General features: G+C 70.5%; 8 protein-coding genes. 4 read left to right on the top strand and 4 right to left on the bottom strand.

Annotated features, from left to right (window positions below):
* Nucleotides 1-515: 515 nt before the first annotated feature.
* From AB0H93_RS35670 to AB0H93_RS35660, 3 genes are all read right to left on the bottom strand, one after another.
* A complete protein-coding gene (locus AB0H93_RS35670; RefSeq protein WP_358579244.1) occupies nucleotides 516-4208 on the bottom strand; it encodes an FkbM family methyltransferase in 3693 nt (1230 codons plus the stop codon).
* 226 nt (nucleotides 4209-4434) lie between these two features.
* Nucleotides 4435-5778, bottom strand: coding sequence for a glutamine synthetase family protein (locus AB0H93_RS35665; protein ID WP_132488170.1), 1344 nt, complete (start codon nucleotides 5776-5778; stop codon nucleotides 4435-4437).
* A 144-nt stretch (nucleotides 5779-5922) separates the two neighbouring features.
* On the bottom strand, nucleotides 5923-7509 hold the full coding sequence (locus AB0H93_RS35660) for an alpha/beta hydrolase (RefSeq protein WP_358579241.1): 1587 nt from the start codon (nucleotides 7507-7509) through the stop codon (nucleotides 5923-5925).
* 83 nt (nucleotides 7510-7592) lie between these two features.
* Here AB0H93_RS35660 and AB0H93_RS35655 point away from each other — a divergent pair, with 83 nt between their 5' ends.
* The 3 genes from AB0H93_RS35655 (at nucleotide 7593) to AB0H93_RS35645 (ending at nucleotide 13264) form a co-directional block, all read left to right on the top strand.
* Complete coding sequence (locus AB0H93_RS35655; protein ID WP_358579239.1) at nucleotides 7593-9338, top strand: NAD+ synthase; 1746 nt, start codon at nucleotides 7593-7595, stop codon at nucleotides 9336-9338.
* 121 nt (nucleotides 9339-9459) lie between these two features.
* Nucleotides 9460-12447 (top strand): DEAD/DEAH box helicase, encoded by a 2988-nt coding sequence (locus AB0H93_RS35650; RefSeq protein ID WP_358579237.1) that lies wholly within the window; start codon nucleotides 9460-9462, stop codon nucleotides 12445-12447.
* Nucleotides 12440-13264 carry an SWIM zinc finger family protein gene (locus tag AB0H93_RS35645; protein WP_358579235.1) on the top strand — a complete coding sequence of 275 codons (825 nt, stop codon included), beginning with the start codon at nucleotides 12440-12442 and terminating at the stop codon, nucleotides 13262-13264. Before AB0H93_RS35650 ends, AB0H93_RS35645 begins: the two co-directional genes overlap by 8 nt.
* Nucleotides 13265-13310: 46 nt before the next feature.
* Here AB0H93_RS35645 and AB0H93_RS35640 read toward each other — a convergent pair whose 3' ends face one another.
* Nucleotides 13311-14438 carry a phosphatidylinositol-specific phospholipase C1-like protein gene (locus AB0H93_RS35640; RefSeq protein ID WP_358579233.1) on the bottom strand — a complete coding sequence of 376 codons (1128 nt, stop codon included), beginning with the start codon at nucleotides 14436-14438 and terminating at the stop codon, nucleotides 13311-13313.
* Nucleotides 14439-15040: 602 nt separating this feature from the next.
* Here AB0H93_RS35640 and AB0H93_RS35635 point away from each other — a divergent pair.
* A partial coding sequence (locus AB0H93_RS35635; protein WP_358579231.1) for a tetratricopeptide repeat protein occupies nucleotides 15041-16104 on the top strand: 1064 nt, incomplete at its 3' end.

The following is a 16104-nucleotide window of genomic DNA, read 5'->3' as shown; positions in this document are numbered from 1 at the left end:
AAGAAACCACCAACCACCGAAATGGTCGGGGGCATAAAAGAACACTAACCAAAACAGTCCGCTGTTGAGTTCTCAAAGAACACACCCACACCATCGCTCAACCCCTAGAATCAGGGATCGAAGCTCCGGGGAGCATTTTCTTTCGCTTTCTTGTGTCGGTAACTCTAGCAGACCCTCATTTCGGCGTTTTCAGGGGGGTCAACCCCGCGCTGATCGCTCCGAAGATCGAGCTCGTTGCTTGAGTTATCAACATGCCGCGTAGTCTTGACGTCTACTTGGCGACCGCTTTACGTTACCCGGTGCGCTTCGCGGTGTCAAACCGCGCGCCCCGATCGGTGTGCGCTCCGCAGAGTTCGTTCCCGATCTCCAGGGCGCTCCCGCAGCCGTCCTCGCCAGGCTCCTGCGTCCTGCTCCGTCCGGCCGTCCGTGCGGCGAAGAGAAAGTTACGCACACCCTGCGTGAAAGTCAAATCGCCTGGTCAGACTCTTGACGTCGCTCCTTCGGACGATCTCGGGTCACTTCTGCTTCGGGCGCAGCCAGAGCTTCACGGTGCTCGCCGAACCGGCCGAGCTGATCGCTTCCAGCAGGTCAGGGGCGGATACCGGCCGATTGCGGCCTACCGGGACCAGGTCGTAGCCCCAGGTGCCGAACTCCCGCAGGGCCGCTCCGGGATCGTCACCCAGCTGGCGGATCGCGTCCGGTGTGAAGGAGCACACGATCGAAGGACGGTCGCGGCGCAGCAGGCGGACCAGGCCGCCGAGCACCCGGTGCACCCGCCCGCCCACGTCGACGTGCACGACCGAGAGCTTCAGGTTCTGCAGCGCCTCGTGGTTCTCCAGCTCCCGGTCGAGCCGGACGCCGCGCACGGACGGTGGCTTGTCGCCTTCCGGCGGGCTGACCGACAGGCCGCCCGCGAGCGACGATTCCGCCGCCAGCTGGCACGAGCCGTCCCACGCCGCGCCTTCCACCAGCACCAGCCGGTGTCCCCATGCCGCGGGCACGTTGACTTCGACGTTGTGCTTGAGCAGTGCGCCGCTTCGCGGGCACGGTTCGACCGCGACGACCGCGCCGCTGTTGCCGAGCCTGCTCAGCACTCGCACGGTCTGGTAGCCCACGTACGCGCCGACGTCCATGAAGACGCCGTCGGGTTCGAGCAGGGAATCGATCAGCGAGGACACGTCGCCGTCCCAGGTCGAATGCGACGACAGCCACGGCAGCATGAAGCTGTCGTCGGCCGGCAGCCTCAGCAGTCCCGCGTCGCAGAGGACGGGCGTCGTGGTGCCGTCGCCGCCTCCGATGTTGCGCTCGTGCTCCCGCAGCAGGATGCGTTGCAGGACGTCGGTGCGTTGCAAGGCGCTCGCCGCATCGTGCGAGGCGCTGCGGAGGCCCGCCTCCACGTTTTGATCGCCCGTTTGGCGCTGTTCCAGCGAATCCATCCGATCGAGGATCCGCTCGACCGCTCCGGTCAGGCTGTCCAGGCGTTCCGCCAGGGCGTCCACGCGCTGATCACCGCCCTCGGCCGCTTCGAGCTTCCGCAGCCTGCGGTGCTGCTCGGCAAGGTCGGCCCGGGCTCGGACCATGCCGTCGTCGGTGCCGAGCAGCTGGGCGCCGTGCTGGTCCTGGCGCCTGATGAGCTGGGCCAGTTCCGCTCGCACCGCCTCCATGTCGCCTTCGCCGTCCGCCTCGTACTGGCGGCGGAGCAGCTCGGAGGCGGTCTGCTCGACTCCGTCGACGAGCGAGCGCATCACGTCGCGGATGTGCTCGTCGTAGTGGCTCAGCGCCTTGAGCACGGCCTTGCGCAGCGCCGGTGCCATCGAGTTCCGGCTGCTGGCGCCCACGTCCGGTGCCCGGTGCAGCGCGTGCCGCGCCACCAGCAGCGGGCGCAGCGGGTCGTCGAACTGGCCGTGGCTGTCCCGCGACCACTTCGTGCGCCAGTTCCGGTACGCCTGTTCGACGCGCTCGCGCAGGCGTGCGCCGGCACGCGCGACGGTGTGGGCCGCGAGCAGGTTTTCCTTTGCCGCCGCGCCGAATGCCGCAGTGGCGTCCGGGTCGTCCGCGGCAGCGCGCAGGAGCTCCGCGGCGGCTCCGATGTCCGGTTCTCCAGGACCCGCGCAGGGCACCAGGCGCGCGGCTTCGGCGCCGAAGAGCTCGGCCACCGCGCCGTGCTCCCCCGCGATCACCGGCACTCCGTGCGCGGCGACCTCCAGCAGCCTCAGCACGTGGTCCTCGCCGGCCTCGCCGCGGTGCAACGACACGAAGCAGTCCGACGCGGACAGCAGCGGGTGGAGGTCGGGGTCCTCTTCCACCAGCAGGACCCGGGAATCCGTCGCGGTCGCCAGGCGCAGGCGCTCGGCCGCTTCCGGGTGGTCGACCGCTCCGACGACGCCGATGAGCAGGCGCACCTCGTCGCGCTCCGGGAACGCCGCCAGGAACGCGCTGACCACGCCGAGCGCGTTGTCCGCGCGCTCGGCCGCGTGGTCCACGAAGGCCCCGAACACGAACTCGTCGGACAGCCCGAACTTGGCGCGGGCGCCCTTCCTCGTCGGTAAGTCGATCCGATCGCGTTCCGGTGCCGGTAGTGCGACGACCCTGGTCTTCTTGCCGTTGCGGCGGGCCGCGGCGCGGCCGCTCTCCGACAGCACCCAGGTTTCCGCCACATCGGCGGTGTCGACGGCTCCGTTGTGGACGTCGATCACGTACCTGCCCGCGGGCACCGGCAGGCCCGGTTCGCAGCGCAGGACGACCGGGTAGTAGGCCGTGTCGGCCGACGGCAGCCCGGATGCGCGGACCGCGGTGCGCATCAGCTCCGCGAGTTGCCCGTCGCCGAGCACCGCGACGCCGAGCTGGTCGACCAGGGCCGCCCTGCTGTCGACCCTGCGGTGCACCGCCTCGGCCGGGACCCGGCCGCTGGCCACGCCGACGCCGACGCACCACTCGTGGAAGGCCTCGGCGTTGGTGCCGAACGGGTCCGGGTAGTCGCGCCGCAGGATCGGGTCGTCCGCCCACACCGCCGCGGTCCAGCGGGAGCCGCCGGCCGCGCGCTGCCGGTCGTCGGCCGGGGCGCACGACCACTCCCGGAACTCCGCCAGCGGGCCGTTCGGTTCGAAGGGACTCGGCGGTGGTTCGCCGTCCGCCTGCCAGGCGTCGAGGTACTCGCGGCGCAGCGTCGCGGGCAGCACGACGCCGTCGGGCAGGGCGTCGAACGGGTGCGGCTGCTCGCGGGTGTACCCGGCCCCGACCAGCGCGTTCCGGTAGCCCGCGCAGAGCCCGGCGAGCACCGGGTTCTCGGAGAGCAGGATCCGCGGGCGGTCGGCGTAGGCCGTGGACAGCAGCCAGGGCCGCTGCGGTTGGAAGCCGTCGAAGTGGACGCTCCGCAGCGCGGTGCCGTCCACGGTGTGCCGGCCGTCGCCCGCCACCACCAGCTCGCGTTGGGCCGCGTTCCACACGGACAGGCCGACGCCGGGATCGCGGATCACCTGGTGGTCGACCAGCGCGGGCGCGCCGTCCAGCATCGGCGCCGCCGCGCTGGGATCGTCCCGCAGCTGCTCCACCCACGTCGCGAGGAGTTGCTCCGCGCCCGGGCGGACGGCGAAGGCGCTGGGATCGAAGGTGCCCGATTCGGCGAGGTCGGCGGGGTTGGGGCGCAGGCCGTCCACCGCCAGCGGGCGCAGCACCCGCGGCACCAGGGCGACCGGCCGCTCGTGGGTCAGGCCCGCGACGAGATCGTCGAAGCGGCCGAAGAGCTGGACGGACGGTTCGAAGTACAGCACCGTCGCCCCGGACTTCAACAGGTGCTGCAGGAACATCGGGCGCAGCACGTTGCGCAGCTGCTCCGCGGTGCAGCCCATCGCCAGCCGGGCGTACTCCGTCGCGTCGAGACCGATGTCGGCGAAGGTCAGGCCGTCCGGCTCCGGCCGGTCCGCGCCCGGCAGGTCGACCACCAGCAGCGCGAACTGCGCGTTCGGGTGGTGGCGGCGGAACGTCTCGCGGAGCACCCGCGCGGCCGGGAGCTGGTCGCGGCACGCGACGGTGCAGCCGAGCACGGTGCGGGCACCGCGGTCCTCCGGCGTTTCGGCGGGCCACTCCGGCTCGCCGAAGAGTTCGGCCGGTTGCTCCAGCACACCGGATTGCAGGGTGGCTTCCACGGCGGATTTGCCGTCGGGGCTCCCCGCAGTCACTGGGTCGGGCTGCGCCTGCGAATCAGTCACGGGCGCAACCTATCGCTCCTCGCGCCACAGCGACACGGCCAACCCCATGAGTTCGCGGACCGGGACGCGCGGTCTTCGGCGGGCACGCCCGCGCCGACCGGCGCCGGGTGCCGCCCGGCGCCCAGCGACCGAGAGTTTTCGCAGGTCAGCGGTCGTGAGCACTGTGAGTCGCCATAGCGATCCGAAGTACTCACGACCCCATGAGCGGGCCGAACTCCCGCCCCGCTCAGAGCATCGGCATCAGGGTGCGGAGCTCGTACGGCGTGACGTGGCTGCGGTAGGCGTTCCACTCCTCGCGCTTGTTGCGCAGGAAGAAGTCGAACACGTGCTCGCCGAGGGTTTCCGCGACCAGCTCGGAGGACTCCATCTCGGTCAGCGCCTCGGTGAGGTTCTGCGGCAGGTTCGCGTAGCCCGCCGCCTTCCGCTCCCGTTCGGTCAGGCCCCACACGTCGTCCTCGGTGGCGGGCGGCAGCTCGTAGCCCTTCTGCACGCCGCGCAGCCCGGCCGCGAGGATCACCGCGTAGGCCAGGTACGGATTGCAGGCCGAGTCCAGGTTGCGGACCTCGACGCGGCGCGAGGACGCCTTGCCCGGCGAGTACATCGGCACCCGGACCAGCGCGGACCGGTTCGCGTGGCCCCAGCAGACCGCGGTCGGCGCCTCGCCGCCGACGACCAGCCGCTTGTAGGAGTTCACCCACTGGTTGGTCACGGCGCTGATCTCGCGGGCGTGGTGCAGGATCCCGGCCACGAACGCCCGGCCGATGTCGGACAGCTCGAACGGGTTCTCCGGGTGGTAGAAGGCGTTCTGGTCGCCCTCGAACAGGCTGAAGTGGGTGTGCATGCCCGAGCCGGGCTGCCCGCTGAAGGGCTTCGGCATGAACGAGGCGCGCACGCCCTGGGTGATCGCGACCTCCTTGACCACGTACCGGAACGTCATCACGTTGTCGGCCATGGTCAGCGCGTCGGCGTAGCGCAGGTCGATCTCCTGCTGGCCGGGCGCGCCCTCGTGGTGGCTGAACTCCACCGAGATCCCCATCGCCTCCAGGGTCTCGATGGCGTTGCGCCGGAAGTGCGGGGCGGCGTCGTGGCTGGACTGGTCGAAGTAGCCGCCGGAGTCGGCGGGCACCGGTTCGGTGCCGTCGTCCGGCAGGTTCTTCAGCAGGAAGAACTCGATCTCCGGGTGCACGTAGCAGGTGAAGCCGGACTCGGTGGCCTTGGCCAGGGTGCGGCGCAGCACGTGCCGCGGGTCGGCCCAGCAGGGCGAGCCGTCGGGCATGTGGATGTCGCAGAACATTCGCGCCGAGTAGTGCTCGCCGTCCGGGGTCTCCCACGGCAGCACCTGGAAGGTGGTGGGGTCCGGCTTGGCGACCATGTCCGATTCGTAGACCCGGGCGAAGCCCTCGATGGCCGAGCCGTCGAACCCGATGCCCTCGGCGAAGGCACCCTCTAGCTCGGCGGGCGAGATCGCCACCGACTTGAGCATGCCCAGGACGTCGGTGAACCACAGCCGCACGAAGCGGATGTCACGTTCCTCCAAGGTGCGGAGCACGAACTCCTGCTGGCGGTTCATGCACGCAGCCTAAGAGTTCCGACTGCGAATTGCGTAACTGGTCCATGAACGCGGCGCTACCCGCTTCCGGCCGGCCGCGGTCCGGTGCGGCGAAGGGCATCCCGTGGCGACTTCGCCGCCCGGAGATGCCCTTCGCCGCCGAGGTCATCCGTTCGAGGTGCAGCGGGTTCCTTCGGCCGGGAGGGTCAGGTCGACCAGGTACTTCGTGGTCGCGTCGTCGACGCAGGTGACGCCCTGCATGAAGACCGTGTGCTGGGTGCCCTCGAAGGTCAGCAGGCGGCCGTGCAGGGCTTCCGCCAGCTTCACCCCGGCCTGGTAGGGCGTGGCGGGGTCGCCGGTCGTGGAGATGACCAGCGTCGGCGGCAGCGCCCCCACCTCCGGCTCGGTGGCCTCGCCGGTGACCGGGACCGGCCAGAACGCGCACTTGTCGCGCGCCGCGCTGGGCGGGTTCCCGTTGTCCAGGAACGGCGCCACCTCGCGGTAGCGGCGGTCCGCCTCGCGAAGGATCGCCGGGTCCTCGACGCGCTGGTCGTCGACGCAGTGCACGGCGTCGAACGCGTCGGTGGTGTTGGTGTACTGCCCGTTGCTCTCGCGGCTGAAGTAGTTGTCCGCGAGGGCCAGCAGCCGCCGGCCGCTGCCCTGCCGGAGCTCGTTGAGCCCGTTGTCCAGCTGGTCCCAGAGGCTCGGCGCGTACAGCGCCTGGATCGCCGCCATGGTGGCGTCCTTGTAGGACAGCTCGCGGCCGTCACCGGCCGGGGTCGGGTGTTCCACCAGCGGGCGGGTGAGCTGCTGGAACACCGCGACGGCCTGCGCCGGGTCGGCGCCCAGGGAGCACCGCTGGCGCTTGGCGCACCAGGCGGCGAAGTCGTTGAAGGCGCGCTGGAAACCGGCGCCCTGGGCGACCAGCTGGTCGACCGTGGACTGCCCGGGGTCGATCGCGCCGTCGAGCACCATCGCCCGCACGTTGCCGGGGAAGGTCTCCGCGTACTCCGCGCCGATCTGGGTGCCGTAGGAGTAGCCGAGATAGGTCAGCTTCTCGTCGCCGAGCACCGAACGCAGCACGTCCATGTCCTTGGCGACCTCGCGGCTGCCGACGTTGGCCAGCATCTTGGTGCCGGTGCGCTCCGCGCACTTGCCCGCGTAGTCGCGCTCCTCCTGCTCGGTCGCGGCGATCCCGGCGGGCGAGGTGTCCGCGTCGGAGTCGAGCCGCTCGGCGTCGCGCTCCGGGCCGGTCAGGCAGTTCACCGCCGGCTCGGAGGCGCCGATGCCGCGCGGGTCGAACCCGATCAGGTCGAACCGCTCGCCCAGGTCGGTCTGCTCGACCGACGAGGCGACGCTCGCGGCCGCGCTCATCCCGGACGCACCCGGGCCGCCCGGGTTCAGCAGCAGCGAGCCGATCCGGTGCCCCGGGTCGGTGCCCGGCTTGCGCAGGATGCCGAGCGTGATCGCCTGCCCCTGGGGTTCGGCGTAGTTCATCGGGACTTCCAGCCGCGCGCACTCCAGGCCGGTGTCGTCGAAGGCGGTCCGGTCGCTGTCGGACGTCGCGTACGGGGCGCAGGGCCCCCATGACAATGTCTGCCCGTAGTACCGCTCCAGGCCCGCCGGCACCGGTCCGGCCGGGCCCTTGCGCTCGGTGTGCGGCTGCAGCGGTGCTGTATCTCGCGTGGGCGGGCTGCACGCGGCCGCGCCCAGCAGGGCCACCACGGACAGCACGGTCAGTAGGCGGTTCACTCACGAATCGTGACACGCATCGCGCGGCGCGGCTCACACCGGGCAGCACGACGCAGGCGTACGGCGTGCGCGAAGATGGGTGCATGCCCCAGCTGCGCATCGCACTCGCACAGGTCAACGCATGCGTCGGCGACATCGCCGGCAACAGTTCGATGGTCTTGGACTGGACCCGCCGCGCCGTGCAGGACGGCGCCCACCTCGTGGCCTTCCCCGAGATGGTGCTCTCCGGCTATCCGGTCGAGGATCTCGCGCTGCGCAAGTCCTTCGCCGCCGCGAACCTCTCCGAGCTGGAGGTGCTGGCCCGGCGCTTGCAGGACGCCGGCTGCGGTGACGCGCTGGTCGTCGTCGGGCACCTCGGTCGCGACGACGAAGGGCCGCGCAACTCGGCGTCGCTGCTCTACGGCGGCGAGGTCGTCACGACCTACCACAAGCACCACCTGCCGAACTACGGCGTGTTCGACGAGGCCCGCTACTTCGCGCCCGGCTTCGACCTGCCGATCGTGCGGCTGCACGGCCTGGACGTCGGCGTGGTCATCTGCGAGGACATCTGGCAGAACGGCGGGCCGGTGGCCGCGCTGGGCAAGGTCGGCGTGGACCTCGTGGTGTGCATCAACGGTTCGCCGTACGAGCGCGCCAAGGACGACGTGCGCACCCCGCTGGTCATCCGGCGGGCCGCCGAGGCCGGCGCGCCGATGGCGTACGTGAACCTGGTCGGCGCGCAGGACGAGCTGGTGTTCGACGGCGATTCCATGGTCGCCACGCCGGACGGCGAGATCCTCGCGCGGGCGCCGCAGTTCGCCGAGCACCTCACGCTGCTGGACCTGGAGCTGACCGCGGGCGGGCACACCTCGACCACCGTGCCCGCCGAGCCGGGCCCGATGCGGATGCCCGCCTTCGACGTCCAGCGGATCGTGCTGCAGCCGGAGCCGCTGCCGCACTACGAGCCGGTGCCCGCGCTGCCGCCCGCCGAGCGGCTCGACGACGTGGCCGAGGTGTGGTCGGCGCTGGTCACCGGGCTGCGCGACTACGTGCACAAGAACGGGTTCCGGTCGGTGACCTTCGGCTTCTCCGGCGGGATCGACTCCGCGGTGGTCGCCGCGCTGGCCGCCGATGCGCTCGGCGCGGACGCCGTGCACGGGGTGTCGATGCCGTCGAACTACTCGTCGGAGCACTCGCGGTCGGACGCCGCCGAGCTGGCGAAGCGGATCGGCTGCCACTTCGAGGTGCACCCGATCGCCGACATGGTCGACGTGTACGTGCGGCAGCTGGAGCTGACCGGGCTCGCCGAGGAGAACGTGCAGGCGCGCGCCCGGGGCGTGCTGCTGATGGCGCTGTCGAACCAGCGCGGGCACCTGGTGCTGGCCACCGGGAACAAGACCGAGCTGGCGGTGGGTTACTCGACGATCTACGGCGACGCGGTGGGCGCGTTCGCGCCGATCAAGGACGTGCCGAAGACGCTGGTGTGGAAGCTGGCGAAGTGGCGCAACGCCGATGCGGAGAAGCGCGGCGAGGTGCCGCCGATCCCGGAGAACTCGATCACCAAGGCGCCGTCGGCGGAGCTGCGGCCGGACCAGGTGGACCAGGATTCGCTGCCGGAGTACGACGTGCTGGACGTGGTGCTGGACGGCTACGTGGAGGGCGACCGCGGTTACGCGGACCTGATCGCGGACGGGTTCGACGCCGAGCTGGTCGAGCGGGTGCTGCAGATGGTGGACCGGGCGGAGTACAAGCGCCGGCAGTACCCGCCGGGCACCAAGATCACGTTCAAGGCGTTCGGCCGGGACCGGCGGCTGCCGCTGACCAACCGCTGGCGGGAGATCGCGCCGTGACGGTCCCCGGTGTCCGCAGTTTCAATTGAAACTGCGGACACCGGGGGGATCATCCGCGGTTTCAATCGGAACCGCGGGCGTGGTCGGGTGACGTTTCGCGACCACCGAAGGAGGTTCGGCCGTGTGGGCCGTGCACGGATTGTGCACTGTGGACGGACGCCTGGTGCTGTGGGCGGAGGATTCCGGGCTGCCGGCGCGGGTGGCCGGGCGCGCGCCGAGCGGCACCGTGGCACACCCCTTCGCCGTGCCCGGCGAGGCGCTTCGGGACGCGCTGCCCGGTGATCAGCTCAAGGTCGACTCCGTCCGCCTCCAGCTGCCCTCCTACGCCTCCGCTCCGGTCGCATCTCCCGAGCTGGTGCGGGATCCGCTGACGGCCGGGCCGACGCCGCGCGGCAAGCTGCGGCTGCGGGAATGGCTGGTTCCTGCCGTGTCGTGCAGCCCCGCGGCCGTGCTCGCGCTGCTCGATGAAGGTGTGCCTGGCTCCCGGTTGGGCGCGTCCGCGCATTTCCTGCACAGCGTCGCCGGATTCGCCGAGCAGGTGGTGTCGCAGGGTCGGGTGCTGCCCGCGCTGGTCTTCGAGGCCGAGCGGCCCGCAGCGCGCTGGCGTGCCGCGTTGTCCGGCACGGATTCGGCGCGGTTCGTGGCGCTGCGGGATTCCATGCCGCAGGCCTTCCGCTGCGAGCGCGGCGATCCACCTGCGGACGTCCTGCGCACGGCTCTCGATTCGCTGGTCGACGGCATCGCCCGCGCCCGGGTCGCCGACGTCGGGATGCCCGGCGGCCGGACCGTCGCCGCGGCGTGGCTGAACGCGCTGGCCCACGAGCCGCGGTTCGACGGCGATCCCGCGCAGGTGCGGAAGCTCGCCCGCCGGCTGGAGACCTGGCGCGCCAGCGGTGCCCGGGAAAGCCCGGTGCGGACCTGCTTCCGGTTGCACGCCCCGGAGGACGACGACCAGTGGCGGCTGGAGTTCCTGCTCCAGGCCGTCGACGACCCGAGCGTCCTGGTGTCCGCGAACGAGGTGTGGCGGGAGGAAAGCCGGGTCCTGCAGCGGTGGGTCGCGCAGCCGCAGGAGTTGCTGCTCGCCGACCTCGGCAAGGCGAGCCGGGTCTTCCCCGGGCTCGACGCGGCGCTGGTCGTCCCGCACCCCACCGAGTTGTTCCTGGACGCCGACGGGGCGTACGAGTTCCTCACCAGCGCGGCGCTGCTGGACCAGGCCGGTTTCGGCGTGCTCCTGCCGTCCTGGTGGGGCCGCACGCAGCAGCTCGGGCTGAAGCTGACCGCGACCAGTTCCGGCACCGCCGGGACCGTGTCGAAGGAGTCCGGGCTCGGCATGGACGCCGTCGTCGACTACCGCTGGGACCTCGCGCTGGGCAACGAGCGGCTGACCGAATCCGAGCTGGCGGAGCTGGCCGCCGCGAAGGTCCCGCTGGTGCGGGTGCGCGGCAGGTGGGTCCAGGTCGACCGCAAGCGGCTGGCCGCCGGGCTGGCGTTCCTGCAGCGTTCCGGCACCGGTCGGATGACCGCGGGCGAGGTGCTGCTGCAGGCCGGGATGCATTCCGAGGACGGCGACCTGCCGATGCCGGTGGTCGAGGTGAGCGGGCACGGGTGGCTCGGGGACCTGCTGTCCGGGCAGGCCGAGCAGTACCTGGAACCCGTTGAGCCACCAGCGGGTTTCACCGCGACGCTGCGCCCATACCAGCGCCGCGGCCTGGCCTGGCTGGCGTTCCTGGACCGGCTGGGCCTGGGCGCCTGCCTCGCCGACGACATGGGCCTCGGCAAGACCGTGCAGCTGCTGGCGCTGGAAGCGCTGGCGCGCGCGGAAGGCTCGCGCGGCCCGACGCTGCTGGTCTGCCCCATGTCGGTGGTCGGCAACTGGCAGCGGGAGGCGGCCAGGTTCGCGCCGGCGCTGAAGGTGCACGTCCACCACGGCGGCGGGCGGCTCGGCGGCGAGGACCTGATGGAGGAGGCCGGCGGGCAAGACCTCGTCATCACGACGTATCCGCTGGCCGCGCGGGATTCGGCCGTGCTGCGGGAGATCCGCTGGGAGCGGGTGGTGCTCGACGAGGCGCAGAACATCAAGAACAGCGCCTCCCGGCAGGCCAAGGCGGTGCGCGGCCTGTCGGCCCGGCAGCGGATCGCGCTGACCGGCACGCCGGTGGAGAACCGGCTCGCCGAGCTCTGGTCCATCATGGACTTCGCGAATCCCGGCGTGCTGGGCTCGCTGAGCACGTTCCGGGCCCGGTTCGCGGTGCCGGTGGAACGCGACGGCGACACCGACGCCGCGGCCCGGTTGCGCCGCATCACCGGGCCTTTCGTGCTGCGGCGGCTGAAGACCGACCCGGCGATCATCGACGACCTGCCGGACAAGATCGAGATGAAGCAGCTGTGCAACCTCACCGCCGAGCAGGCGTCGCTGTACCAGGCGGTGGTCGACGACATGCTGGCGCGCATCGACGACAGCGTTGGCATAGAGCGCCGCGGGCTGGTGCTGGCGACGATGTCCAAGCTCAAGCAGGTGTGCAACCACCCGGCGCAGCTGCTCGGCGACGGCTCGCCGCTGCCCGGCCGGTCGGGGAAGTTGTTGCGGCTGGAGGAAATCCTCGAATCCGTGCTGGCCGACGGCGACAAGGCGCTGTGCTTCACGCAGTTCGCCGGGTTCGGCGGGATGCTGGTGCCGCACCTGTCGGCGCGGTTCGACACCGAGGTGCTGTTCCTGCACGGCGGCACGCCGAAGAAGGCCCGCGACGAGATGGTCCGGCGGTTCCAGGAGGCCGACGGGCCGTCGATCTTCCTGCTGTCGCTGAAGGCCGGCGGCACCGGGCTGACGCTCACCGCCGCCAACCACGTCATCCACCTGGACCGGTGGTGGAACCCGGCCGTTGAGGACCAGGCCACCGACCGGGCGTTCCGCATCGGCCAGCGCCGGGACGTGCAGGTCCGCAAGCTGACCTGCATCGGCACCCTGGAGGAGAAGATCGACCGGATGATCGAGGACAAGAAGGCGTTGGCGCAGCTGGTCGTCGGCTCCGGCGAGAACTGGCTGACCGAGCTGTCCACCCGCGAGCTGCGCGACCTCGTCGCGCTGGAGGCGGAGGCCGTCGGTGAATGAGTGGCACCGGTTCCCGCCCGCCGCGAAGCCGATCCGCGTCGAGGGCGGCATCAAGGCGCGCAGCAAGCGCGGCGAGATCGCGCAGACCTGGTGGTCGCGGCGGTTCATCGAGGTGCTGGAGTCCTTCGGCATGGGCGGCCGGCTGCAGCGCGGCAAGCGGTACGCGCGCGCCGGGCAGGTGCTGAGCCTGACGCTGTCGACCAGCCTGGTGGTCGCGCTGGTGCAGGGTTCCCGACCGGAGCCCTACCGGGCGCGGATCGCGATCAAGGCGTTCACCGCGGACGAGTGGGAGCGGATCGAGCGGGCGCTGGCCGGGCAGGCGCTGTACGCGGCGAAGCTGCTAGCCGGGGAGATGCCGACGGACGTCGAGCGGGTCTTCGACGAGCTCGGGCTGCAGCTGTTCCCTACGACGATGCGGGAACTGACGATGGATTGTTCCTGCCCGGACTGGGAAATCCCGTGCAAGCACCTGGCGGCGGCCTGCTACCTGGTGGCCGAGTCGTTCGACGAGGACCCGTTCCAGATCCTCGCCTGGCGCGGCCGGGGGCGCGAGGAGCTGCTGGACCGGCTGCGAGCGCTGCGCGGCAGCGTGTCGGGTCCGGCGGCGGAGGAGCCCGACGAGGCGGCGGCGCTGTCGGAACGCCCGGAAACCTTCTGGAGCGCACCGGAATCGCCGGCGGCGCCCGCGACTCCCGGCACTGAGCCGACCGCACCGGACGCGCTGCTCGACGAGCTCGACCCGCTGCCGGTGCAGATCGGCGGGACGGATGCGACCGACGCGCTCCGGCCCGCCTATCGCGCGATGCGGGGCTCGTGAGCGTTCGTTCCGGTTCTTGCCGGAGTGAACGCTCACGAGCGTTGGGTCACCGTTCCAGCTGGTCGGAGCGGCAGGATCGGGGCGCGTTCACCGGGTTGCAGCGCGCCGGGGTGCCGAGTTCGGCGACGTAGTCGGAGCCGTAGCGGGCGGCCAGGCCCGGTGCCGGGAAGTCCGTGCTGACGATCTGCGCTCCGCTGGCCAGCGCCGCTTCCAGGCGGGCGGTGTCGCCGGTGGTGGCTTCGGCCAGCGGCACGTCCGAGCGGGTGCGCACCAGGTACCCGCGCTTCACCAGGTCCCGGATCCGCGCGCCGTTCGCGCCGGTCGGGTCGTTCTGCGAGATGAACGCCGCGTCCGGCCGGCCGGGCGCGGAGTTGGTGAACAGCACGCGGCCTTCGAGGTTTGGCCGGTTCTCCAGGTACGGCGCCTGCTGCCGAGCATCGCTGTTGTCCATCAGGAAGACGAACTTGCCGCGGGCTTCGGCGAGCTTCGGCCAGCCGAAGCTCAGCACCGACTGCTCCAGCGTGAGGCCCGGCTTCCGGACGTCGTCCGGGGTGATCATCTGGTCGGCCGGGATCACCGAGCGGATCTCCGCGTCCAGGTCGGCGAACCGCTTGGCGTCCCACGGCGGGGAATCCGGGCCGCCGCGCTGCTCCATCGCCGGGTCGGTCTGCTTGAGCTCCAGCAGGACCGGGATCGGGGCGTGCCCGGGGTGCGCGTCGGACCAGTCGCGGGCCTGGCGCAGGCACTTGACCAGCGCCGAGCAGGACGTGGCGTAGTCGTGGTCGGCCCAGTGCATGACCTTGATCCCCGGCTTGGCCAGGTCGGGGTCGGTGAGCGGCCCCAGCCCGGCGTCGCCGCGGATGAGCGGATGGGTGTAGAGCCCGCCCCGGTCGCTGTCGGGCATCAGGTCGAGCTCGATGTGCCGCACCGACTGGCGTTCGAACTGCACCGGCAGCGACGCGTGCGAGTACCAGAGGTTGTCGGACGCGGACTGGTGGAGCTGTTCGGGGCGGGAGAGTTCGCGGTGGTAGCTGTTGTGCGTGCCGATCACCTGGATCTGGTTCATCGGCAGGTCTTCGCGCCCCGACGGGCCGGCGGCGTTCGCGGCGGACACCAGCAGACCGGCGCAGACGGCCAGCGAAGCGGCGATCACGCCGGCACGGGCGATTCGCATGACGGGCTCCTCGGGATGGGTGGCGACCCAGCCTGGAACGGGAAGATGACCATGCCGAGATCCGCTGCCCACCCACCGCCGAACACCGGGCGAACACCCGGGATCAACGTCCGGCCTGGTCGGGAGGCGTGAGTACTTTGGGCCGCCATAGCGAATCGCCATTTGTGGCCCTATCGTTACCCTCGGGTTTTGCGCCGTGTCGGCTGGCGGGGCTGGCTGTCTCCACCTACTAGGGAGGGGCTGTGTCCTCTTCCCGTCGACCTGGCGGAGCCCGATCAGACAGTGTCAAGGGGCACCCTATGGCCTTCCGTGAGGGTTGGCGGGGTCTGCCCCTTGACGCTGTCTGATAGCCCTTGTGGAGGTCGACGGGAAGAGGGCAAACACCGAGCGAACCGCAGCGCTGGCGCTCCACCTCTTCCCGGAGACCTGCCGGGGGTCTGGGGGCGGCGAGCGCCCCAGGTTTCAGCGTCGTCTCCATACTGGTGATCTGCTCAGTTACAGTGGGCCGCGTCGATATGGGGAGTGTTATGGGGGCGCGCGACATTGTTCGTCGGCTGCGACCGGTGGCTGATGCGCTAGTAGCGGCGACGCTGTCCTCAGGAGTGGCGATACTGATCAACGTCGCCACGAATCAGCCAGCATCGGTGTGGCCGTGGGTGGGAGTCGGGACTCTGACAGTGTTGGTGGGCTTGATGAGCTGGCGATCCCACCGTCCCAGTGTCAGAACGTCAGAAGCCCAATCCAACAGCGGCATCGTGGACAAGGTTGCTGTAGCTCTGGCTTTGTGGGAGCGCGGCGAACCCGCCAACGCGGAGACGCTGCTCCGGGCGCTTTTGGGCGAACAGCATTCAACGTGGTCTTTCGATCATCCTGACACTCTGGTCGTTCGGTACAACCTGGGGGCGGTACTGCATTACCAAGGCGAGCTAGAGGGAGCGGAGCGAGAGCTTCGCGGGGTACTGAAGGTCTCTCGTCGGGTCCTTGGCGAGGAAGATGGGTTTACTCTCCAAGCCTGGCTCGGCCTCCTCACTGTGCTGTTGGCACGGGGTGAGTTGGTAGAGGCGGAGGACGAAGCCCGCGCAGCGCTGAAGGCATGCCGCCGCACACTAGGCGCAGATCACCTCCAAACCTTCCGTGCATGGGTAATCTTAACGGGCGTTCTATTGAAGAGGGGTGAGTTGGTAGAGGCGGAGGACGAAGCCCGCGCAGCGCTGAAGGCATGCCGCCGCGCCCTAGGCGCAGATCACCTCGATACCCTTTCGGCATGGCGTGTCGTTGCAGCCGTGTTGGTGAGCAGGGGTGAGCTGGATGAGGCGGAAGTCGAGTACCGCGCTCTGGTGAAGGCGTACCGCCGTGCCCTCGGTGACGAGCATGCCGAAACCTTGAATTCGCGAAATGGCCTCGGGGACCTTCTACGGACTCGGGGTGAGTTGGAGGAGGCTGAACGCGAGTTCAGGGAGGTGCTGAAGATCCGTCGCCGCATTCTGGACGATGAGCACCCAGACACCTTGGCGGCGTGGAATAACCTCGCGATCGTTTTGGCACTCCAGGGTGAGTTGGAGGAAGCTGAACGCGAGTTCAGGGCGGTGCTCAAGATCCATCGTCGGGTCCTTGGTGATGACCACCCCGACACGCTGGCAGCGCGGGCCAATCTCGCAAGTGTGTT

It is taken from the genome of Saccharopolyspora sp. NPDC050642 (genome assembly GCF_040654735.1).
GTDB classification, from domain to species: domain Bacteria; phylum Actinomycetota; class Actinomycetes; order Mycobacteriales; family Pseudonocardiaceae; genus Saccharopolyspora; species Saccharopolyspora elongata.
The sequence above is the reverse complement of the archived record's forward strand: the minus strand, read 5'-3'. Positions and strand labels throughout refer to the sequence as shown.

Coding starts and splice junctions, on each gene's coding strand:
- AB0H93_RS35665 (WP_132488170.1), bottom strand. CDS start 5,778: ATGAACCGCCAGCAGGAGTTCGTGCTCCGCACCTTGGAGGAACGTGAC.
- AB0H93_RS35655 (WP_358579239.1), top strand. CDS start 7,593: ATGCCCCAGCTGCGCATCGCACTCGCACAGGTCAACGCATGCGTCGGC.
- AB0H93_RS35640 (WP_358579233.1), bottom strand. CDS start 14,438: ATGCGAATCGCCCGTGCCGGCGTGATCGCCGCTTCGCTGGCCGTCTGC.